General features: G+C 56.9%; 11 protein-coding genes. 5 read left to right on the top strand and 6 right to left on the bottom strand.

What is annotated here, in order from left to right; translation table 11 throughout:
* Both NP534_RS18615 and NP534_RS18610 read right to left on the bottom strand, forming a co-directional pair.
* Positions 1–989: flavin monoamine oxidase family protein (locus NP534_RS18615; RefSeq protein ID WP_274099673.1), on the bottom strand; the 989-nt coding region annotated here is incomplete at its 3' end.
* Between the two features lie 236 nt (positions 990–1,225).
* The gene (locus NP534_RS18610; protein ID WP_033703070.1) at positions 1,226–1,687 is read right to left on the bottom strand and encodes an Lrp/AsnC family transcriptional regulator; all 462 of its coding nucleotides are present in this window, start codon (positions 1,685–1,687) and stop codon (positions 1,226–1,228) included.
* 114 nt (positions 1,688–1,801) lie between these two features.
* Here NP534_RS18610 and NP534_RS18605 point away from each other — a divergent pair, with 114 nt between their 5' ends.
* From NP534_RS18605 to NP534_RS18585, 5 genes are all read left to right on the top strand, one after another.
* Entirely contained in the window at positions 1,802–2,356 is a 555-nt protein-coding gene (locus NP534_RS18605) for a serine acetyltransferase (protein WP_274099672.1), read from the top strand.
* A 128-nt stretch (positions 2,357–2,484) separates the two neighbouring features.
* The gene (locus NP534_RS18600) at positions 2,485–3,156 is read left to right on the top strand and encodes a hypothetical protein (protein WP_274099671.1); all 672 of its coding nucleotides are present in this window, start codon (positions 2,485–2,487) and stop codon (positions 3,154–3,156) included.
* A gap of 349 nt (positions 3,157–3,505) precedes the next feature.
* Positions 3,506–5,941, top strand: a complete 2,436-nt coding sequence (locus NP534_RS18595) for a membrane-bound PQQ-dependent dehydrogenase, glucose/quinate/shikimate family (protein WP_274099670.1) — start codon at positions 3,506–3,508, stop codon at positions 5,939–5,941.
* Positions 5,942–6,058: 117 nt separating this feature from the next.
* On the top strand, positions 6,059–7,351 hold the full coding sequence (locus NP534_RS18590) for a carbohydrate porin (RefSeq protein ID WP_274099669.1): 1,293 nt from the start codon (positions 6,059–6,061) through the stop codon (positions 7,349–7,351).
* 569 nt (positions 7,352–7,920) lie between these two features.
* Positions 7,921–12,069 carry a DUF3883 domain-containing protein gene (locus tag NP534_RS18585; RefSeq protein ID WP_274099668.1) on the top strand — a complete coding sequence of 1,383 codons (4,149 nt, stop codon included), beginning with the start codon at positions 7,921–7,923 and terminating at the stop codon, positions 12,067–12,069.
* Positions 12,070–12,464: 395 nt separating this feature from the next.
* Here the strand turns inward: NP534_RS18585 and NP534_RS18580 are convergent, their stop codons facing one another.
* From NP534_RS18580 to NP534_RS18570, 4 genes are all read right to left on the bottom strand, one after another.
* Positions 12,465–15,908 carry a class I SAM-dependent DNA methyltransferase gene (locus NP534_RS18580; RefSeq protein ID WP_274099674.1) on the bottom strand — a complete coding sequence of 1,148 codons (3,444 nt, stop codon included), beginning with the start codon at positions 15,906–15,908 and terminating at the stop codon, positions 12,465–12,467.
* A 220-nt stretch (positions 15,909–16,128) separates the two neighbouring features.
* Positions 16,129–16,443, bottom strand: a complete 315-nt coding sequence (locus NP534_RS18575; RefSeq protein WP_274099667.1) for a plasmid mobilization protein — start codon at positions 16,441–16,443, stop codon at positions 16,129–16,131.
* Between the two features lie 303 nt (positions 16,444–16,746).
* On the bottom strand, positions 16,747–16,989 hold the full coding sequence (locus NP534_RS26835; protein ID WP_443201085.1) for a TraK family protein: 243 nt from the start codon (positions 16,987–16,989) through the stop codon (positions 16,747–16,749).
* A gap of 17 nt (positions 16,990–17,006) precedes the next feature.
* The gene (locus NP534_RS18570; protein ID WP_274099666.1) at positions 17,007–17,900 is read right to left on the bottom strand and encodes a helix-turn-helix domain-containing protein; all 894 of its coding nucleotides are present in this window, start codon (positions 17,898–17,900) and stop codon (positions 17,007–17,009) included.
* Between the last annotated feature and the right edge of the window lie 110 nt (positions 17,901–18,010).

Raw genomic sequence — 18,010 nt, 5'->3', positions numbered from 1 at the left:
GTGGCTAGCACGGCGGCGTAATGGCGGGTATCGCCCCAGTTGTCGGTGACCGCCAGCCGGCCATCGGCGGCGCGGGCGATACGTTTGACCCCGGTGCGTGGCGCACCCCCGTGTAACGAGCTGAGGCTGGTGCCTTCAGGCCAGTGGGCGCAGCGCTCTGGCGCATGCCGCCAGATACCTTGCGGCACCTGCTCCACGCCGCCGACCACCAGGTGTTGGTGATCGTCGCAGTTGGTCATCACCACGCGGAAGATTTCCAACATCGAATTGGGGAAGTCCGAGTCCCAGCCACCGGTGCCGAAGCCGACCTGGCCGAACACCTCCCGGTGCTGGAAGCTCAGCTTGGCGAACGAGCGCGAAGTGGCGACGAAGTCGTAGAAGGTGCGGTCGTCCCACAGGGGCACCAGCGTGTTCCACAGTTCTTTGAGGCGCGGTACGTCACGGTCGCGGATCGCCTGCTGGATGTCGGCAAATTGAGCGCCGCTCTCCAGCGCGTCGGCCCAGGCGTTGGCCACTTCATGGAACAGCTCAGGCAGGTCGGCGACTTTCTCGGCGTAGTAGGTCTGGCCTTCCAGGTCGATCACCGTGCTGCCGGAGGCCGGCGTCAGCGGGTTGGGGAAGGGTTTGGTCTGCAGGCCCAGCTTGTCCACATAGTGGTAGAAGGCCGTTGAAGAAACCGGAAAGCGCATGCCGCCGAGCTCGGCGATGATTCCGTCGGTGCCGTTGAAGGCTTGCGAGCGCAACCGGCCACCGAGCTTCGAGGCCTCATAGACCACCGGTTTGAGGCCCAGCTTCATCAACTCGTAGGCCGCCACCAGGCCGGCGATACCGGCACCCACGATCGCCACTTCTTCGCCATGCCGCTGGGCAGGGATGCTGCCCAAGCCAGCCGGGTGTTCCAGCCAGTCATCGAAGGCGAAGGGGAAGTCCGGGCCGAAGATTGTGATGGGTTTTTTGCCGTCGGCGGGGTGGCGGTTCTTGTTGTTCATGAAGTGACCTTGCCAGAGGGGCTGCGGGGAGCGCGGAGCCTGAGTATAGGAGATGCCTGGGGGTCATTTTAGGGCGCGGGGTGTTCGTAATTAAGGTGCAGAGTGTTGGAGGAATGTAGTGGTTTTAGTCGGAATGTATTCAGTTAAAGTCATTGTGACGAATCAGGTCAACGTGGCGGCATGATCCACAGTTCAGGAGGCATACTCGCCAGTCAGTAAACCTGATCGCCAGCCCTTCAGAGCGGCTGCCCGCGGTCGACCTTGCTGCTCAAGATGATCGACGTAGTGGTTTTTTCCACCCCGTCGACACTGCCGATCTGGTCGAGCATCTGGTCCAGTTGTTCTGGTGAATCGGTCCGCAGCCAGGCCACATAATCGAATTCGCCACTCACCGCGCACAATTGCTGCACCTGCCCCATGGCACTCAAGCGCCGCACCACTTCCTTGCCGGAGCGGGGCTGCACCTTGATCCCGACATACGCCTGCAAACCACCCCCGATCACGTGCTGGCCAAGGCGCACGCCGTAGCCTGAGATTACCTTGTTCTTCTCCAGCCGCTCGAGGCGCGAGTTGACCGTGGTGCGCGCAATACCGAGCAGGCGGGCGAGGGTGGCAACGCTTTCGCGGGCATTGATCTGCAGCAGGGCGATCAGCTGGCGATCGATTTCATCCAGCGTGATGGGGCGGGCATCCGACATGGCAAGTCTCTACAGTGGGCCCGCTAGCCTAGCCAGCCAGTGGCCGCCAGGGCAAGGCTGCGTCGCTGGCTTTCTTTCGGCATCATGGCAGGCCGTACGCATTGGAGCCACGCCATGAACCTCGCAAACCTGCTCGAATGCTGGCGGCTGGAAGTCTCCAACAAGAAAAAGCCCGGGCGCCGCATCAGCCTGCTGTTGAACGTGCTGCGCCGCGCCCGCAAAGACAACAAGCTGCGCTTTCTCTTCGCCTTCCGCCTGGCCCAGTATCTGGATGCACGAGGCGGCCTGGCCCGGTGGCAAGCCAAGCGCATGCAGCAGCGGCTTAATCTGAAGTATGCCGTGGACATCGACATCGGCGCACAGATCGCGCCCGGGCTGCGCATCGCCCACCTGCCTGGCGTGGTGATTACCCGTCACGTGAGCATCGGGCGCAATTTCTTCATTCGGCAAAATTGCTCGATCGGCATCAAGACCCTTGGGCTGCAGGCGTATGCACTGCGCATTGGCGATAACGTCAGCCTGGGCGCCAGCAGCTGTATCGTTGCCGACCGGATCAGCATTGGCGATAACGTGGTGATTGGGGCCATGTCGCTGGTGATACGCGATATTCCGGCTGACACCACGTTCTACAACCCCCGCCAAACAGAAATGCGCGGAACCACCCTGTAATCCTTTGTGATTGATCTTCAGCAAACTAGCCGGCCGGTTGATCTGCGTGGACGGAATGGTGGCCGATTGATATCTTTCGCCGCCCCGCTCACTGCGATTTAACCTCACGTCATGCAAGGATTCGCGCTATGAACAAGATGACAGTCAGCCCCTGGTTGATGGTCTCCCCGGATGGGCCGCTGACCTGTGCTCGTGGCGGTCAGTTGGTGCACTTGCGCCAAGGTGGACTGGACGGTGCGTGTGGCCCATACAGCGTGGTGATGGCCCTGATTACCCTGGGCGTCATGTGTTATGACGAAGCCAAGAACATGTATCTCTGGCATGGCAACAGCCGCGAAGGGCGTTTTCGTTCCGAAATACGTAGTTTGGGCGCACTGGTTTCAGAAGGCACCGACCACAAGGACATGCTGAGGCTGGTCGAGTGCTTCAGCGGTGTGGGGGTGGGCGCTGAGTACGTTACCGGCAGTAAAAAAGACATTGTTCAACAGGTCCAGGATTCAATCGACTGCATGTCTGCCCCGATTATCGGGGTGCGCTGGCCTGGTGGTAGCGGACACTGGATGATGGTGGTCGGTTATCAGGGTTATGAAAACGAGGGTGATTTCCAGATCACTCACCTGTTATGCCTGGACCCCGGCAGCGAAACACCTCGCACAAGTTTGTGGAACGCGGTTATTGAAGTGTTCAACGAGGATGGCAGTTCTGTGGCAAGCGGCCCGCTCCCCTCCCTTCATTGGGGGTATGACGGGAAACAGGAAAGCTGCCGTATCGAAGATGCAATCTTGATCTGCAAAGCCTGACCGAGTTGAAATGACAAAGCCGCGCGATTGCGCGGCTTTGTCATTGTTACAGGTTCGTATAAAAGCTGTTGCAAACGCGTTGGTTTATCCTGGCGATAGGCGGACTTATCATTTAAGCAACGTCAAACCTCGGTATTCAGGTTCCGGGCGTTGAATGATTGTTCGCTTTCCAAAGTTTCTCGTGCCAACAGGGCCGTTCTAGCGGCCTGCCTGAATAACTGACCTCTCATCTAACGCTGATGATTTTGGCGATTCTTGCTATTGGCAGGCTGCGCAGCCTGACTTCTCTGGCGGCGTGCTTGCGCCCTGATGGAACAACCATGCATATACCCACAGAGCTTACACAACCATGACGGATGACACGTGTTCCAACGCGGGGAGGCGCTCGTTAAGCAGTGCCGCTCGACTGCTATTTGCGCTACTTGTAATGTGTGTGGCGCTGGGTTTGATTTACGGCGGTTGCAAACTATTGGCACTGGGTGGGTCAAGTTACTACCTGCTGGCGGGGCTTGCCTACGCCGTGCTGGCCGTAGCCGTGTGCTTGCGCAAGCGTATCAGTATTGTACTTTCGATCCTGATATTCCTGGCCACCTGCGCCTGGGCATTTTACGAAGTGGGGCAACTTAGTTACTGGCAACTGCTGCCGCGTCTGGTGGTCCCGGCCATCATCCTGACCCTGAGCCTGTGGGTGGGCGCTGCACTGCCCACTACCCCTTCGAGCACACGCCGAGCGGCCAATCGCTCCGGGTTTGCCCTGTTGCTGGCATTGATCGCCACGTTTATCGCCGCCTTCTTCCCGCATGGCGGCATCTCGAACCCCATCGCAGCAGGTAGCCTGCCAACCCCAGACGCTGCCTCCACAGCTCCGGATAACTGGGAGTTCTTCGGGCGCAGCGCCTCGGGCACGCGCTTCGCGCCCTACACGCAAATCACCCCGGAAAACGTCAAGGACCTGCAAGTTGCCTGGACCTACCGGACCGGCCGCAGAACCAGCGGCCCAGGTGCGGGTGTCGACGAGAACACGCCTTTGCAGATCGGCAACGTCCTGTACTCGTGCACGCCGGAAAACCTGATCACCGCGCTTGATGGCGATACCGGCAAACCCCTCTGGAAGTTCGACCCTCACGCCAAAAGCGAAGAGCACGTGACCTGCCGTGGCGTGGGCTATTACGACATCGACCGGGACGACAGCCTCAGCGCCGAGGTAAAAGCCTCTCACGCCAGCGACCAGCAATGCCGCCAACGCATCCTGGTATCGTCGGTCGATGCCCGGCTGTTTGCCCTGGACGCACACACCGGCACCCTGTGCCCCAACTTCGGCGAGGACGGTTACGTTGACCTCAAGAAGGGCATGGGGCCAACGGAAAACAGCAAGCGCTACCACCCGACGTCTCTGCCTGTGGTCATGGGCCACCTCACGGTGGTGGGTGGCTGGGTACGTGACATCGTGGCCGGCGAGCCTTCTGGTGCCGTGCGTGCATTTGATGTGCTGAGCGGTTCGTTGGTATGGGCCTGGGATGTCGGTGCGCCTGAGGGCACCGACACCGCGGCGGCTGACCACCAGTTCGCGCTTGAAACACCTAACGTATGGACCATTCCCACCTACGACAAAGAACTGAACCTGGTCTACCTGCCTACCGGCAATGGCCCACCTGACTATTGGGGTGGCGACCGTAACCAGGTGAAAGAAAAGTTCGGCACAGCCATTGTCGCGGTCGATGCATCGACAGGTAAGGCCAAGTGGGTTTTCCAGACTGTCCATCATGATGTCTGGGACTACGACCTGCCTTCGCAACCCGTGCTGTACGAGATGAAAAACGCCCAAGGCACCAAGACCCCGGTGCTGATCCAGACCACCAAGACCGGCCATATCTTCGTGCTGGATCGCCGCACTGGCCAGCCGGTCACTGAAGTTCAGGAGCGCCCTGTTCCCACTTCACCGGCCGCAGAAGGCGAACACCTGTCACCGACCCAGCCGTACTCGGCGGGTATGCCAGTCATTGGCGCGGACCCGCTGACCGAGCAATCGATGTGGGGGGTGTCCACTTTCGACCAGCTCTACTGCCGGATCATGTTCAAGGATTCGGTGTATGTCGGCCCGTTCACACCGCCCTCTGAAAAGCCGTACATCGAATGGCCAGGGCTGTTGGGTGGCATGAACTGGGGTGGCATTTCTATTGATGAAAACACCGGCATGATGTTCGTCAACGATATGCGCATGCCGCTGCGCATGTCGTTGGTAACCCAGGAAAACACCCGCAAGTACAAAGTGTCGACCGATGAGGTGCCTGGCTTCATGGGCACCATTCGGCCGCAGGTCGCGGGTATCTATGGCGGTGTGAAGATCGACATCCTCCAGTCGCCGCTGGGCGTGCCCTGCAATACGCCACCGTTTGGCAGCATGAGCGCGATTGACCTCAACACCCAGAAACTGGTGTGGCAGGTGCCACTGGGCACGGTTCAGGATACCGGCCCACTCGGCATCAAGACGCACCTGCAGATCCCTTTGGGTATGCCGACACTCGGCGGCCCTACTTCGACGGCATCCGGCCTGGTGTTCTTCGCGGGCACCCAGGACTACTACCTGCGTGCGCTCGACTCGGCAACCGGCAAAGAAGTGTGGAAGGCCCGCTTGCCAGTAGGCGCCGTAGCAGCGCCGCTGATCTACAAGTCCCCCACGACCGGCAAGCAGTATGTGGTGATTTCCGCTGGCGGCATGAGCCACTCGCCAGATGTGGGCGATTACATCATCGCTTACGCATTGCCTGACGGCAGCAAGCCGTAACGGCTCTGGTGCACTACGAAAAATCCCCGCTCGCGGGGATTTTTTTTCCCGCCAGTCAGCCCACCACGCACAAGCCAGAACTGTTCAACGACTTCTCAAGCAAGGAACCCGTGCAAAATGTCATTACCCCTCCGCGCCGTGCTGGCCGGCAGCCTGTGCAGCGGTTTATCGCTTTGCCTTCTGCCACTGCCCTGCGCATTGGCCGATACTGCCCACCTGATGACCCAACCTACACTCACCGGTAACTGGGGCGGGCAGCGTCAGAGGCTGGAAGACCAGGGTATCAAGCTGACGGGCGACTACACCTCGGAAACCATTTCCAACCTGCAGGGTGGTATCAAACGCGGTACCCGCTATGCACAACAGATACGTTTGGGCGCTCAGTTTGATTTGAGCAAACTGCTCGACACCCCAGATGCCGGGCGCGTGCAAGTACTGCTCAACGATCGTCGCGGCCACAGCGCCACCGAAGACCTGATTGGCAACCGCATGTCCGCGCAAGAGGTCTACGGGGGCGAATATACGCGGCTGACCGAGTTGAGTTACCAGCGCACGCTGTTCTCGCCCGGCCTGTCCACCAAGCTCGGTTACATGGTCATGGGTACCGATTTCGGCGGCATGCCGATCCTGGCCAACTTTGTCAGTGCAGGCTTTTGTGCGCATCCGCTGACCATGTCCAGCGGCAGTGGCTGGGGCAACTACCCGACCGCACATTGGGGGGGCGAGTTGCGCTATGACGTCAACCCGTCGCTGACGCTGCAAACGGCACTGTTCCAGGTCAACCCGGGGTACAACGCGCGCGTCTCCAAAGCTTTCGCTATGCCCAGCAACGGCACGACGGGCGCTATCTTGCCGCTGGAGGCGATCATCAATAACCGTGCATTTCTCAATGGCCAATACAAAGTTGGCTGGTACTACGACACGTCCGATTACGCCAAGATTGGCAGCACCGGCAAAAGCAGCAGCCGTACTGGCGCTTACCTGCTGGTGGATCAGGCGATCTGGCGCGACGAGCAAGACCCGGCCAGTGTGCTGAGGTTGTTCGGGCAAGCAGCCACCAGCAACGCCGCGACCTCGCCAATGCGCCGCTGGTACTCGCTGGGCCTGGTTAAACAAAAGCCGTTTGCCAGCCGCCCGCAAGACTCCATTTCCTTTGGCTATGGCCGCGCCGTTATCAACCCGCGCACGCGGGGTGTGCAGGAAGCTGCTGCAGCCTACCCAGAAGACGCTGCCGTCATTACCGGGCTCGATAGCGGGGAGCAAGTACTGGAACTCAATTACGGTGCGCAAGTAACACCGTGGCTACTGCTGCGCCCGGACGTGCAGTACTACATCGAGCCTGGGGCTTTCTTTGGCAAGCAAAGAGGCAACGCGCTGGCGGCTGGGTTGCAGGTCAAGATGACGTTTTAATCGTCTACCTTCGGACCCCAATCTCGGACTGATACGGGTGCGATAAACCCGAAAAGCAGAAAGCCGCGCAATGCGCGGCTTTCAATTTGGTGGGCCCACACGGACTCGAACCGTGGACCAAAGGATTATGAGTTGCTGGGCTAACCGATATGCCTAGCGAAATCACTCAAAGCGGGACGTAGCCTAACATAGCTGGAGATCTCAGATTACATGGCGTTGAGCGTAGTTTTGAGAAGGTTGCTAAAGCTGGGTGCTGTACCGTGATTGTACCGATTTCGAGAGGTTGTTTCTGTCGCCTAGTCACCTATGGCCGGATTGCAAATTTCCGCTCACGTGGGTAACTGCACCGTCCCAGGCGCACCGAAAAAGCATCCCGTTGCGCAAGCATGACCCCTGCACTACGATGCTCTGATACGCCTCAGGGATTGGTGCGAAGTTTGGACAAGATATTGACAACTGAGGCATCAGAAAGTCCGGCAGAGTCGACTGATACCACACCACCAAGCCGATCCGCTCAGAGTCGTGGAAAAGCCCGCATCTTAAACCCTCCCGTCAAAGAACCTGACTATGTGCCACCCGACTTCAGCGGTAGCAGGCGTACCAGGATCGGCTCGAGCTTCATTGAGCAGTTCGTTGCGGGGCACGATGCGAGCGATGTACTGCGAGAGCTCGTCCAGAACGAATTTGATGGCGGCGGTGAGACGCTGACGCTTACTTTCGGGAGCCACTCGCTTGAGGTAAAGGGCACGGGGCGAAACATTGACCGCAAAGGATGGGAGCGGCTTTCGGTGATCGTTGGCACCGGGAGTGTAATGGGCAGCGGGCAAACAGATGTGGTCGCGCCAAAAGAAAACGGCATTGGTTCGAAGAATTTCGGCCTGCGCTCCCTCTTTCGCTTCGGTGATGAAATTCACGTGCGCTCTGGTGGGCAGGTCGCGCTACTTGATCTAAAGACTCAGGAAACGGGACGTGAGCGGGACTCGCAGCCACTGGGGGAAAAGGGCGTACGCCTCCATGTGCCTTATCGTCAGGAGTCGACAGAGAGGCTAGAGGCTTTCACCGTCGAGCGTGAGGAGCATGCTGTCGAATTGATGGCGGCGCGAATTCCGGACACACTGGTCAAGCTGGCACTCAGCGGTAAAAAGCGCGGCCTGCGTGAAGTCAACATTCGCTCGATCCGCACAGGTCGAATGCTGCGCTGGAAACAGGACGCGAAGCCAGAGCGCTGTCGCGCCGCTGCCGTCACTATGGTGGTGCGAAGCGGGAGGTTAATCGACGGCAATGGCAAGGGGATGCCATTTCAAGAGGAGGAGTTCTCGCGATCGATCGAGATCCCGGCTGAGCATGCGGGCCGTCATTTCCCAGCGTACTACAAGGTATCTGGTGGCAGATTGAATATTGCGGTCTCTGTCCCCATCACACGCCGGCGGATCGACCTTGGCCAGCATGGTCACTTCTACTATCCACTGAAGGCGCCGTCGTCTCTTACGGGGTGTGCCGTTAGTGTCAGTGCGCCGTTCGAACTGAACACAGATCGCAGCGGGATCAATGACCTCGTCTGGAACGACTGGCTTATCGATCAGGCCGTCGATCTAACGATTGATCTACTCAAGGCCGACTGGTTCAGCAGGTATGGCGCGGATGCTTTCAAAGCTTTGATAGGTAAAGGCAACGCCAATCCAGGCCGATTTTTCAGCAAAGTCACCGAACGGCTTGCGAAAGATAATTGCTGGCCTACGAGCGAAAAAGCCAAGGCAGAGTTCGCTCTTGCTAACGAGATTGTTCTTCCTGTGGAAGCGGATTTTTCCGGGTTCCTCGGTGCTCAGCGCTATCTCGATTCGGCGCTTGCTTGCGACAAGACTGTGTGCGAGCTAGTCGTGAATTGCGGCGCTAAAAGATTCACAATTTCGTCTTTGGTCAGGTTGCGATGCGCAGGTCAAGACGCGAGTGATCTCGAGACCGAGGTAGGCAACGACGCCAACTTTTATTTCACAAACTATAGCGACATCCTCACCCGGATAGACATACAGAAGCGCCAGGCCGAGGCGTTGTCCGCGTATCAGCGGCGTTTGTCTAAGCAACATAGAGCCGATCTCAAAAAAACATCCTCGACTCTGAGCGCATCTGGAAAGCTCATGCCTGCGGTCCAGCTTATGATCGTTAGTTCCGATCTCTGGAACGACTGCCCAGAGCCGGAAGACAACAGGCTCCATCCGGAGCTCATTCCCTATAAATCGATTTCAACTCATTGTCGGACATTCAACGAGGAACAGTGGCTAATCGATGCTGCCGGGCGCGCCGCTGTGGCCGCTCCCGATGATCGGGAGCGAGAGACCCTCTACCGAAAGCTCCTGGATCGCGAGACGCGGATCAGTCGATCCGCTCTCAGCGCGCTGCGCAATAATCCGGTAGTCAAGAACCAGCGTGGCCAGTGGGTTGCACCGACCAGCATGGTGAATCTCAAGAAACCCCTCGCCCGCCTGCTTGACCCTGCGATCGACGCCCCGTCAAAAGAGATGCTGAACGCGCCAGGTTTGATAGCGCGCTTGCGGATCCGCGACTCGCTGACTGGATCGGATCTAGTGCGCTACGCTCGCGCTTTAGCCGAGCGACCTGAAATGGTGGAGCGGTTCGAAAAGCTGCTCGCGGACAACCTCAAATTGCTGGGTACCACGATCGTCGAGGAGCTTCGGGAGATCCCGTGCCTTAAAGCGCGGTCGGGCCAGCTTGTGGCCCCGGCCATGCTGCATCTAGACACAGCAACCAATCGATTATGCATCGACAACAATGACCTGATCGTCGGCGGGGCCAACGAGCTCCTCTATCGTAAGTTGAAATTGAGCGTCGCACCCAATTCCGAGATTCTCCTAGATCTCATCAAGTGCCGACAGGCAGAGGGCCGAGCGCCTAATCGGCCAGAGCTGCTTTATCCCACGCTAGTCGAGGCGATCGGGCGCGAACGTCGCGCCAAATCTGAGATTGCCAAATTGTCGATCTGCTGGGTGCAAGATGGCTACTATGCCCCCTCGGAGATACTGGTTGGACCTCGGACGGCGGCACCGTTAGCCGAGGCGATTCCGAGCTACTACTCTTCTGATGTAATCGGTCGCGCCTATCAGGACCTTGGCGCCCCGGCCCTAGCGACCGATGACCACTGGGCGCGCTTCTTCCGGCATGTGGGAACCGACTGGGCCACACACACGCCACTCTCCCCCCATCGCCGGCGTACCTTACTCGAAGCCTACAGAGCGCGAAGAGGTTCAGGGCTGCCGCAGGGACTCGAGAATGTTCGTTGCTTAATCGATGATCAAAAGCGACTATTTACACTTAGCGAATTGCGTGCTGGAAAGCTCGTTGAACCAGACTTTCAGGCGCTCGAAGAGGCGCTTCGGAATGCCGGTAGCGAGATCGGGGTTATCGACCGCTCCGACCAATCACGCTCTTTTTTCGTAAGTCTCGGCATCCGCCCATTGTCTGCAATTGTGGGCGCGAGTGAGCCGGTGCTTGGTCCTGTGGGACGAGCACCATTCTGGTACAAGCACAAGCAAAGCGAACGAGTCCTGGCCATGTTGCGCCGGCCGCTTTTTGCGCGGGCGTTGTGTGAGGTCGCTTACCGGAACCGGCATGGTCATCCTAGTTTTCAACCTTCGTCGCAGGCAACAATTGAAGCGCGGCTTGCCACCATTCACGAAGTTGCCTTCTTCCAGGGTATGGAGCGGCGATACAGTGTGGGTGGCGCAAGCGTTCTCGTGCCCGCGCAAGTCGCCGTCAGCGGAGAGCGGATCGGTGTCATTCCTCCGAAGACCAAAAACGGCTTCCAGCTGTTGCTCGCTGAAGCACTTGCGGAGATTGCAGGAGCGACCAGCGTGGCAACAATGCGTAGTATCGCCAATGCCTTCCTTCCCCTTCTCCTTTGCGGTACCCATGAGGAACTCACCGATTATCTTGATCGGATGGGCATTCCTCGTGCCAGCCACTGGGCGGCTGACGATGATGACGGCATCGATTTCGACAACGATGACGAAAGTGAAGATGACGCTGAGGAGCTTGCGTTGCGCCAAGTCTTCGACAATCTCGACACGGTCGGCTCGACGGATGCAGTCGTCGTCGTAGCTATCAATCCGACGCTGCCGCTCTCAACCAATCTACCTCCGCCTCCTCCGACTGTGCATACGCCCTTCGAGTTGCCAAACCTCGATGACGTTTCGCTGAGCGTCACATTGAGCAAGGGCTCGGAAATTGAGCCGCGCGGTCCGTCGGGCGGGGGAGGGGGATCGTCTAGTGGCTGGCTTCCTCCGACCCCTGCCGAATCTGAGCGCGCGAGTCTGTTGGGTCGGCGCGGTGAAGAACTTGTCTATCGTATGGAGTTGCAGAAAGTGCGCGATATGGGCTACGCCGAGCCCGAACGCTACGTCATTTGGACATCACGCGACGAACCCGGCGCGGACCACGACATCCGCTCAATCGACGCCAATTTGCGACCGCGTTGGATCGAAGTGAAGTCGACTACGGGCGTCGATGGTCGGTTCGACTGGTCGCGCAAGGAGTTCGAGAAGGCGTTACGCGAGCGTGAACAATACGAATTGTGGCGCGTCTATCGCGTCGCCGACCGCGCACCAATTGCAAAGTGCTTCCCCAATCCCGCACGCATGCTTGGTAGGCGCCAGATCACCCTTGAACTTGGTATGCTGCGCGCCAACATTGAGAAGCTAGATTGAAATTCTCAAAACGAGCTACGAATAGTAGTTTCGGCAAGCTGCGGGTTCCGGTTGTAATTGATAGCTGGCTGCCTTATCTCTTAATAAGCATCAGGGGGTTAACTCTAGTCCAATCCTACCCGTTTTCTCTACCGCGGTACCGTCTCACCACATTTGGAAAACCCCATTCTAATAGACATTTACCAGTCTCATAACGAGGCGCTTTCAAAGGCTTCGGGACTGACGCCGCCCAACCCTCCTTACGAGAGTCAAGTCGGTATCCACTGATGCGGCAACAGCGCCCGATTTCACTGGCCTCCGTGCGTGATGGCCAGTGGTTAATTTAGCGGCTTGTGATACGGTAATGTGTGCCGAACAGCACGTCTATTCGGCTCACAGGCGCAACCTTTCACTAATCAGCTGGCTAGTCGGTACTGGTTCTCCGCTTGCTGGACCATTCCAAGCTCCTCAAGAGCGCCTAGTACGGCTTGAACAGCGATTTTTGGTGACCGCTTGAATTGAGCTGCAATGGTTTCTGCTGGGAGTGGGCCTTGGGCAAGTGCTTGACGTACGGCAGCAACTTGCTCACGCATCTGCTTGGGCCAAGTGAGTTTGCCGGCTGCGGCTGCGGCTGCGGCTTCGGGGAGGGGTTCAGAGTATGTGTCCGACAGCTCGACCTCGCTCTGTTGTGGAGCGGTTTGCGCATTGGGGTTTTGGTAGTCGGGGCGCAGCCAGCGCACCATGCCACGTACTTCCTCGGCGGCGCGTTCGGAGTTGAGTGCTACTAAGCGGCGCAACAACTCTTCCTCGGCTTCGGTTTGGGCTTCTGTTTTGTCCGGTAAAGGTGTGGTGGCGCCGGGCTTTCCGACCAGTTTATCGGCTAGCTCATCCCAGCCATAGGCAGTGAGCACGACCCGGTCCAGTTCGTCGTGCAGCTCACGCAGCAGCGAGACCAGGCCCTGTTCGTGGATGGTTTTTTCCTTGGTGGTCAACGGCTCTTCACCGCGCAATTTTTCTAGGACGTTATAGATACTAGTCAGGGTCAGCTCAGGGTGCTGGGCCTGTTGGCGCTTACGGTGGGTATCAAGGCGTTCGGCAAGGTCGCGAATCTGTGCTTGCTGCTCTGGGGTAGTTTCCGGGAACGGGAACGGTTCAAAACAAACAGTATTGTTGTAGCGGGGTGTTGGACCTAAATCTGCGCCGGCAGTAAGTGCCCATAATGTATGTGCTCGGCTGGATAGTACACCTAATAAAAAAGCATCATCAGATGCAATTCCAAATAAAGAACCATCCCATAGGCAATCAGCAGGTATGAAAGTGAATGCCCGATGCTTAGTTGTTTCTAATGTCGCAATATATCGAGTTAAGCCAATTAGCCCATTTCGAATCACAGGACGATCCCACGCAAATTTCCACCACTGCTCACGAATTGATTTGCGTGGATTCTGATCGCGTAGGGGTTTAACCTCAGTTAGTAGCTTTTGAAAAGCGACGGCGGATGACTCTCTTGCCTGTGGCTCGGTTAATCCGAAAAAATCGATAGCAAGTCGCCCATTAGTTCCGTTTAGCACGTCTTTAGGACCGATGACTTTCCTCGCAATCGGCATGTTTGTTACTGGATTCTTACCTGTAATGCCATCCTCGCTGCGAATATAAAAGCCATCTCCGACAAGTTTTATACCCTGGCCAGATAGTCCTCTATTTGAAGCGAGACGGTTTGACGATGACAGATCGGCGCCGAGCGTTAGATCCGGATTGATCCTATTCTCGCGGGGTACTAATTCGACGTTATATTCGTCAGAACCTGTCTGGTATTCATTTGCTAGGGATAGGTGAGTGCCAGGGTGCCTTCCGGCTGTGCCAACGGTCATGGATATTCTCACTGCAGCACCATCTCCAGAGTCGACCCATGGATGGTCTGGGACTGCGAAGATCAATGATACTGGTTGAGCTTTATCGGAAAGGTATTGATCTACTATTTTCCTATTGAAACTCTGCTTGATGCTATTGGTTGTAATGAAGCCAAAATTTTTTGTCAGGTTATTTTGGGCTTTGCTTGCGGCTATATTCCACCAGTACATGACAAAATCCGCCGACTCAGGCATATCGGCCCATGTGCTACGTACGGCATTTACATATCCATCACCAAGAGCTGCGCGCATTCGCTTGTTACCGATGAATGGCGGATTTCCGACGATGTAGTCCGCCTGCGGCCATTCGGCTTTGCGTGGGTTTCGATAAATGTACTGCTCTACCTGCGCCGATTCATCCGGCACTCGTTCGCCGGTAACTGGGCTGGTTTTGGTGGTTATGCCGTCCCAGCGGGTGATGGGCTTGCCGGTTTCGTCACGCAGCAGCTCCAACGTGTCATAGACAATCAGCGCGTCACGGTGTTCGATATTATGAAAGTCGCGCAGAACTGGTTCGGGTGGGTTGATCTTGCCGTGGGTGCGGAAGTGCCACTGCAGATAGCCGATCCACAGCACCATTTCAGCAATGCGGGCCGCGCGTGGGTTGACTTCCAGGCCGAGGAACTGGTGCGGGTCGACGGTTATGCCTTCAAGCTCCAGTAGGCCTTGGGATTCGCCCAAGTCGTGCAGAAGGTTTAGTACTTCACCTTCTAGGCGCTTCATGTGCTCCAAGGTGACATAGAGGAAGTTGCCGCTGCCGCATGCAGGGTCCAGCACCCGCACATCGCACAGGTGCCGGTGGAAGGCGCGGATTTCGGCTATGGCTTCCTTGTGCTTGCCTTGGCCTTCATATGTGAGAGCGGCGACCTGCACTTCCTTCCATTCGGAGCGCAACGGCTCGATAACCGTTGGGAGTACCAGGCGCTCCACATAGGCTCGAGGCGTGTAATGGGCGCCGAGCTTGTGTCGCTCGCGGGGGTTCAGGGCGCGCTCCAGCAAGGTACCGAAGATGGCCGGCTCCACATAGCGCCAATTAGCCTTCGAGGCTTGGAGCAGCAGTTCCATTTGATCGCGGTCGAGGGGAATGGCCTGGGCTTCTGCAAATAAGCCGCCATTGAACTTGAGAATAGTGCTCTCCAAAATTGGAGAGAAACCGCCGCTGTTCATCGTCTGCCACAGATGTTCCAGCATTGGCGCGAAGGTGTCTGGTTTGTTCTTTAGGCGTTGCAGTAACTCGGTGAAACTTCGCTCAGGCAGCAGGTTCACGTCCTCGGCGAACATAGTGAAGAGGGCGCGCATGAGAAAGCTCGCAACCAGCTGGGGTGAATGCCCGGCGGCTTCGAGAGACTTGGCCAACTTGCCCAGTTGGTCGGCGATTTCACGGGTGACGCGGGCCGAACGGCGTGCTGGGTCGAGCGAAAGCGGATCAAGCCAGACGGCTCGCAGACGTTCGCGAATTTCTTCTTTGCGCAGGTCGTCAAGACGGATCCTGTGGTTGCGAGCATCCGGGTAGGGTGTGTAAGTCGCGCCCGAGCGGCTGAATTCAGCGTACAGCTCGATGTTGCGGCCCACGTCCACCACGAGGATGAACGGCGGGCGGCCTTCCTCGGCAGGCAGCGCACGAGCGTACTGGTCGGCCTGGTTATGGGCCTTGAGCATGGCCTTGTCCCAGCCGGAGCTGTCAAGGGTCTTGCCAGTCTGTTTGGCCTCTAGAACAAAGCTGCCGCGCTTGTAGAGGTCGATGAAGCCATTGTTGCTTGAGCCATCCGGCTGGTTGATGATTACGCGGCGCTCGAATACATAAGCGTTATCGCGGGTATCATCGCCGGCAGGCTCTGGTAGTGGGAGATCAAGTAGGCTGCATAGCTCAGTCAGGAACAACTGGTAATTTGCGCGCTCAGTACCACCCGCTTTGCTCCAGCGGTTGAGGAAGGTGTGCGGGTGCTCCATCACGGTATTACTCCGACTGCGTTGAAAACTTGGATTCTATCGGCTTATACGTTCAAGAGCTAAGCCAAGCTTCGGCTACGAGCCTTAGAGTGGATAAAGGTCGCGCCTCGCTACGTCAGCACGCCAGTTGCTTCGGTTACAGAACGCTAGATTTTTAGCCGCTAAAATTTCCATGCCTGGACCAGCCGAAGCATTTCATCCTGGTTGGCCTCGATGCGGGCTAATAGCGCCCATACCATGCCGGGTGTGAAATGCGTCCCACAGGCGGGCAATTGGGGGCATCGGTTGGCCATAGTTTGATAAGGCCACCGAGGCGTCCTTGGTCCGTGTTGACCTTTGCGATCTGCAGGACGTACTGAGCATCCAATGTACCTTTGATCACATGGCCGAGACCTAGGCGTCGAAGATATTCGGCAACTGTCAGGCTTGCCTTGGTTGCATTTTCTTTGATGATGGCCTCCTCATCGGCTAATACCGAGACTCGCAAGTGCTTTCCATGTTTTCGCGTGTCTTCCTTCATCTCGTTGCAACGCATGAACTGACCTCTCTCTGGTGTTCACAGAGTCGCGGCAGCGACTGCCTCGCAGAGCAAGACAGCATTGAGCGCCGAAGGCGCGAATACGCGAGAGTGAAATTAGATAGCCGACTTGTCGGTTAGCTAACTTCACCTGTCTTGCCCTGAATATTCGTATGGCTGGCATGAGTGTCAGCAGCGACCTCGGGTAAACAATAGGGTTGCTACAGCGTTCAGCTATTAGGTGATCGCTGAAACAACGGCAGTGATCGAATATTGAACGCCTGGGCAACGATTGTTCGGCTCAGCAACGGTGTGCAATAGCTATTGAACGCCGCAGGGCACGGGTAGCAATCTCTTGGCGTAGCGACGAAATGCTTGATAGCCAAAGTTGATAGATCCCTCATCATGCAAGGTCGTCCATATCCCTAACAAAGACCAACCACCTTCAATCGCTTGCAGAATATCCTCGCGTAGCAGGATGAACTGGGCCAAGTTGGTAGCAGGGCTTGAGGGCGGATAGGTTGCAGCTACTCGTTCCGCGATCCGCACAGTAAGTGGCTTCATCTCAACCTCCCGGACGGCTATGTCTCAGAGCTAGGCTCTGGCCCCTCAACTGTCAAAATCCGAATTGGTGATAAGCCAGAGCTAGACCTGTTTATCTTTAACTTCTTTAAATATTCCTTTCCTACGGTAGACCTACTCTCGTTCTTGACAGTTGAGGGGCTTTCTTTCGAAATTTCTGTCGGGGTCCTTGGAGGCGCGTTATCGGCGCTCGTTGGCTCCCATGCAGATGACTGATCCTTGAAGTTGTAATTGCCATCGCGATATCGCTTGATCACTCCGTGGAACCACCTGATCGCTGTGGTTTTGATCGATCCTGCTTTGATGGCAGCTGAGAGCTCGTTCAGCATCCGCTGCTGGTCCACGGGTGCAACCAGCTCCAGTGCCTTGAAAATCTGGCTCCTGGTTTCCGCGGAGACCAATGCCGCCAACCGCAGCGGGGGATCCCCGGCCTCCAGGGCTGAGTCGAGGGACGTAGTAGATTTTTTATTTTTTGGTTTTATTGTTTGTTTAGTATTTATATGTGCTTGTTTGTCCAGATGCGGCTGATCCGTCTTCGGCTTATCCATCTTTGGATTTTCGCAATATGGTGCAAAATCGGCCCTCTCAGACGGTTCGTCAGAGATATGCCACACCGTCTTTGCGAATCGACCTCGGGAGTCGTGGGTGCGCTCGATGCTCAAATAGCCTGCGGTCTCAAGCTCTTGCAGTCCGCTCCTGGTGGCGGCTGCACCAGTGCCATTTTTCTTGGATAGCGATTCCATTGTCAGGTACGGATAGCCGGGGGGTAGAGAAAGCAGCTTCACCAATAGTCCTAACGATTTCCAACTCAGGTTTTGGTCACTTATTACATCGTTAGGGATAATTGTGAAATGGCTGGATACCTTCCTCTTTACAATTAGGGATATAGACATCTTCGTCAGCCCTGCTCGAGAACCTTGGCTACATCAGAGGTTCTAAAGTAAATCCTTCTGCCAATTCTGACCTTGCAAGGAAGAAATTTTCTCGATACCTCATTGTCGCC

The organism is Pseudomonas sp. 39004 (genome assembly GCF_028682155.1).
Taxonomy (GTDB): Bacteria; Pseudomonadota; Gammaproteobacteria; order Pseudomonadales; family Pseudomonadaceae; genus Aquipseudomonas; species Aquipseudomonas capeferrum.
The sequence above is the reverse complement of the archived record's forward strand: the minus strand, read 5'-3'. Positions and strand labels throughout refer to the sequence as shown.

Bases quoted from the DNA above. Each gene is read 5' to 3' on its own strand.
- NP534_RS18605 (WP_274099672.1), top strand. From the start codon at position 1,802: ATGAACCTCGCAAACCTGCTCGAATGCTGGCGGCTGGAAGTCTCCAAC.
- NP534_RS18575 (WP_274099667.1), bottom strand. From the start codon at position 16,443: ATGCGTTGCAACGAGATGAAGGAAGACACGCGAAAACATGGAAAGCAC.
- NP534_RS26835 (WP_443201085.1), bottom strand. From the start codon at position 16,989: ATGAAGCCACTTACTGTGCGGATCGCGGAACGAGTAGCTGCAACCTAT.
- NP534_RS18600 (WP_274099671.1), top strand. From the start codon at position 2,485: ATGAACAAGATGACAGTCAGCCCCTGGTTGATGGTCTCCCCGGATGGG.
- NP534_RS18570 (WP_274099666.1), bottom strand. From the start codon at position 17,900: ATGTCTATATCCCTAATTGTAAAGAGGAAGGTATCCAGCCATTTCACA.
- NP534_RS18580 (WP_274099674.1), bottom strand. From the start codon at position 15,908: ATGGAGCACCCGCACACCTTCCTCAACCGCTGGAGCAAAGCGGGTGGT.
- NP534_RS18590 (WP_274099669.1), top strand. From the start codon at position 6,059: ATGTCATTACCCCTCCGCGCCGTGCTGGCCGGCAGCCTGTGCAGCGGT.
- NP534_RS18595 (WP_274099670.1), top strand. From the start codon at position 3,506: ATGACGGATGACACGTGTTCCAACGCGGGGAGGCGCTCGTTAAGCAGT.
- NP534_RS18610 (WP_033703070.1), bottom strand. From the start codon at position 1,687: ATGTCGGATGCCCGCCCCATCACGCTGGATGAAATCGATCGCCAGCTG.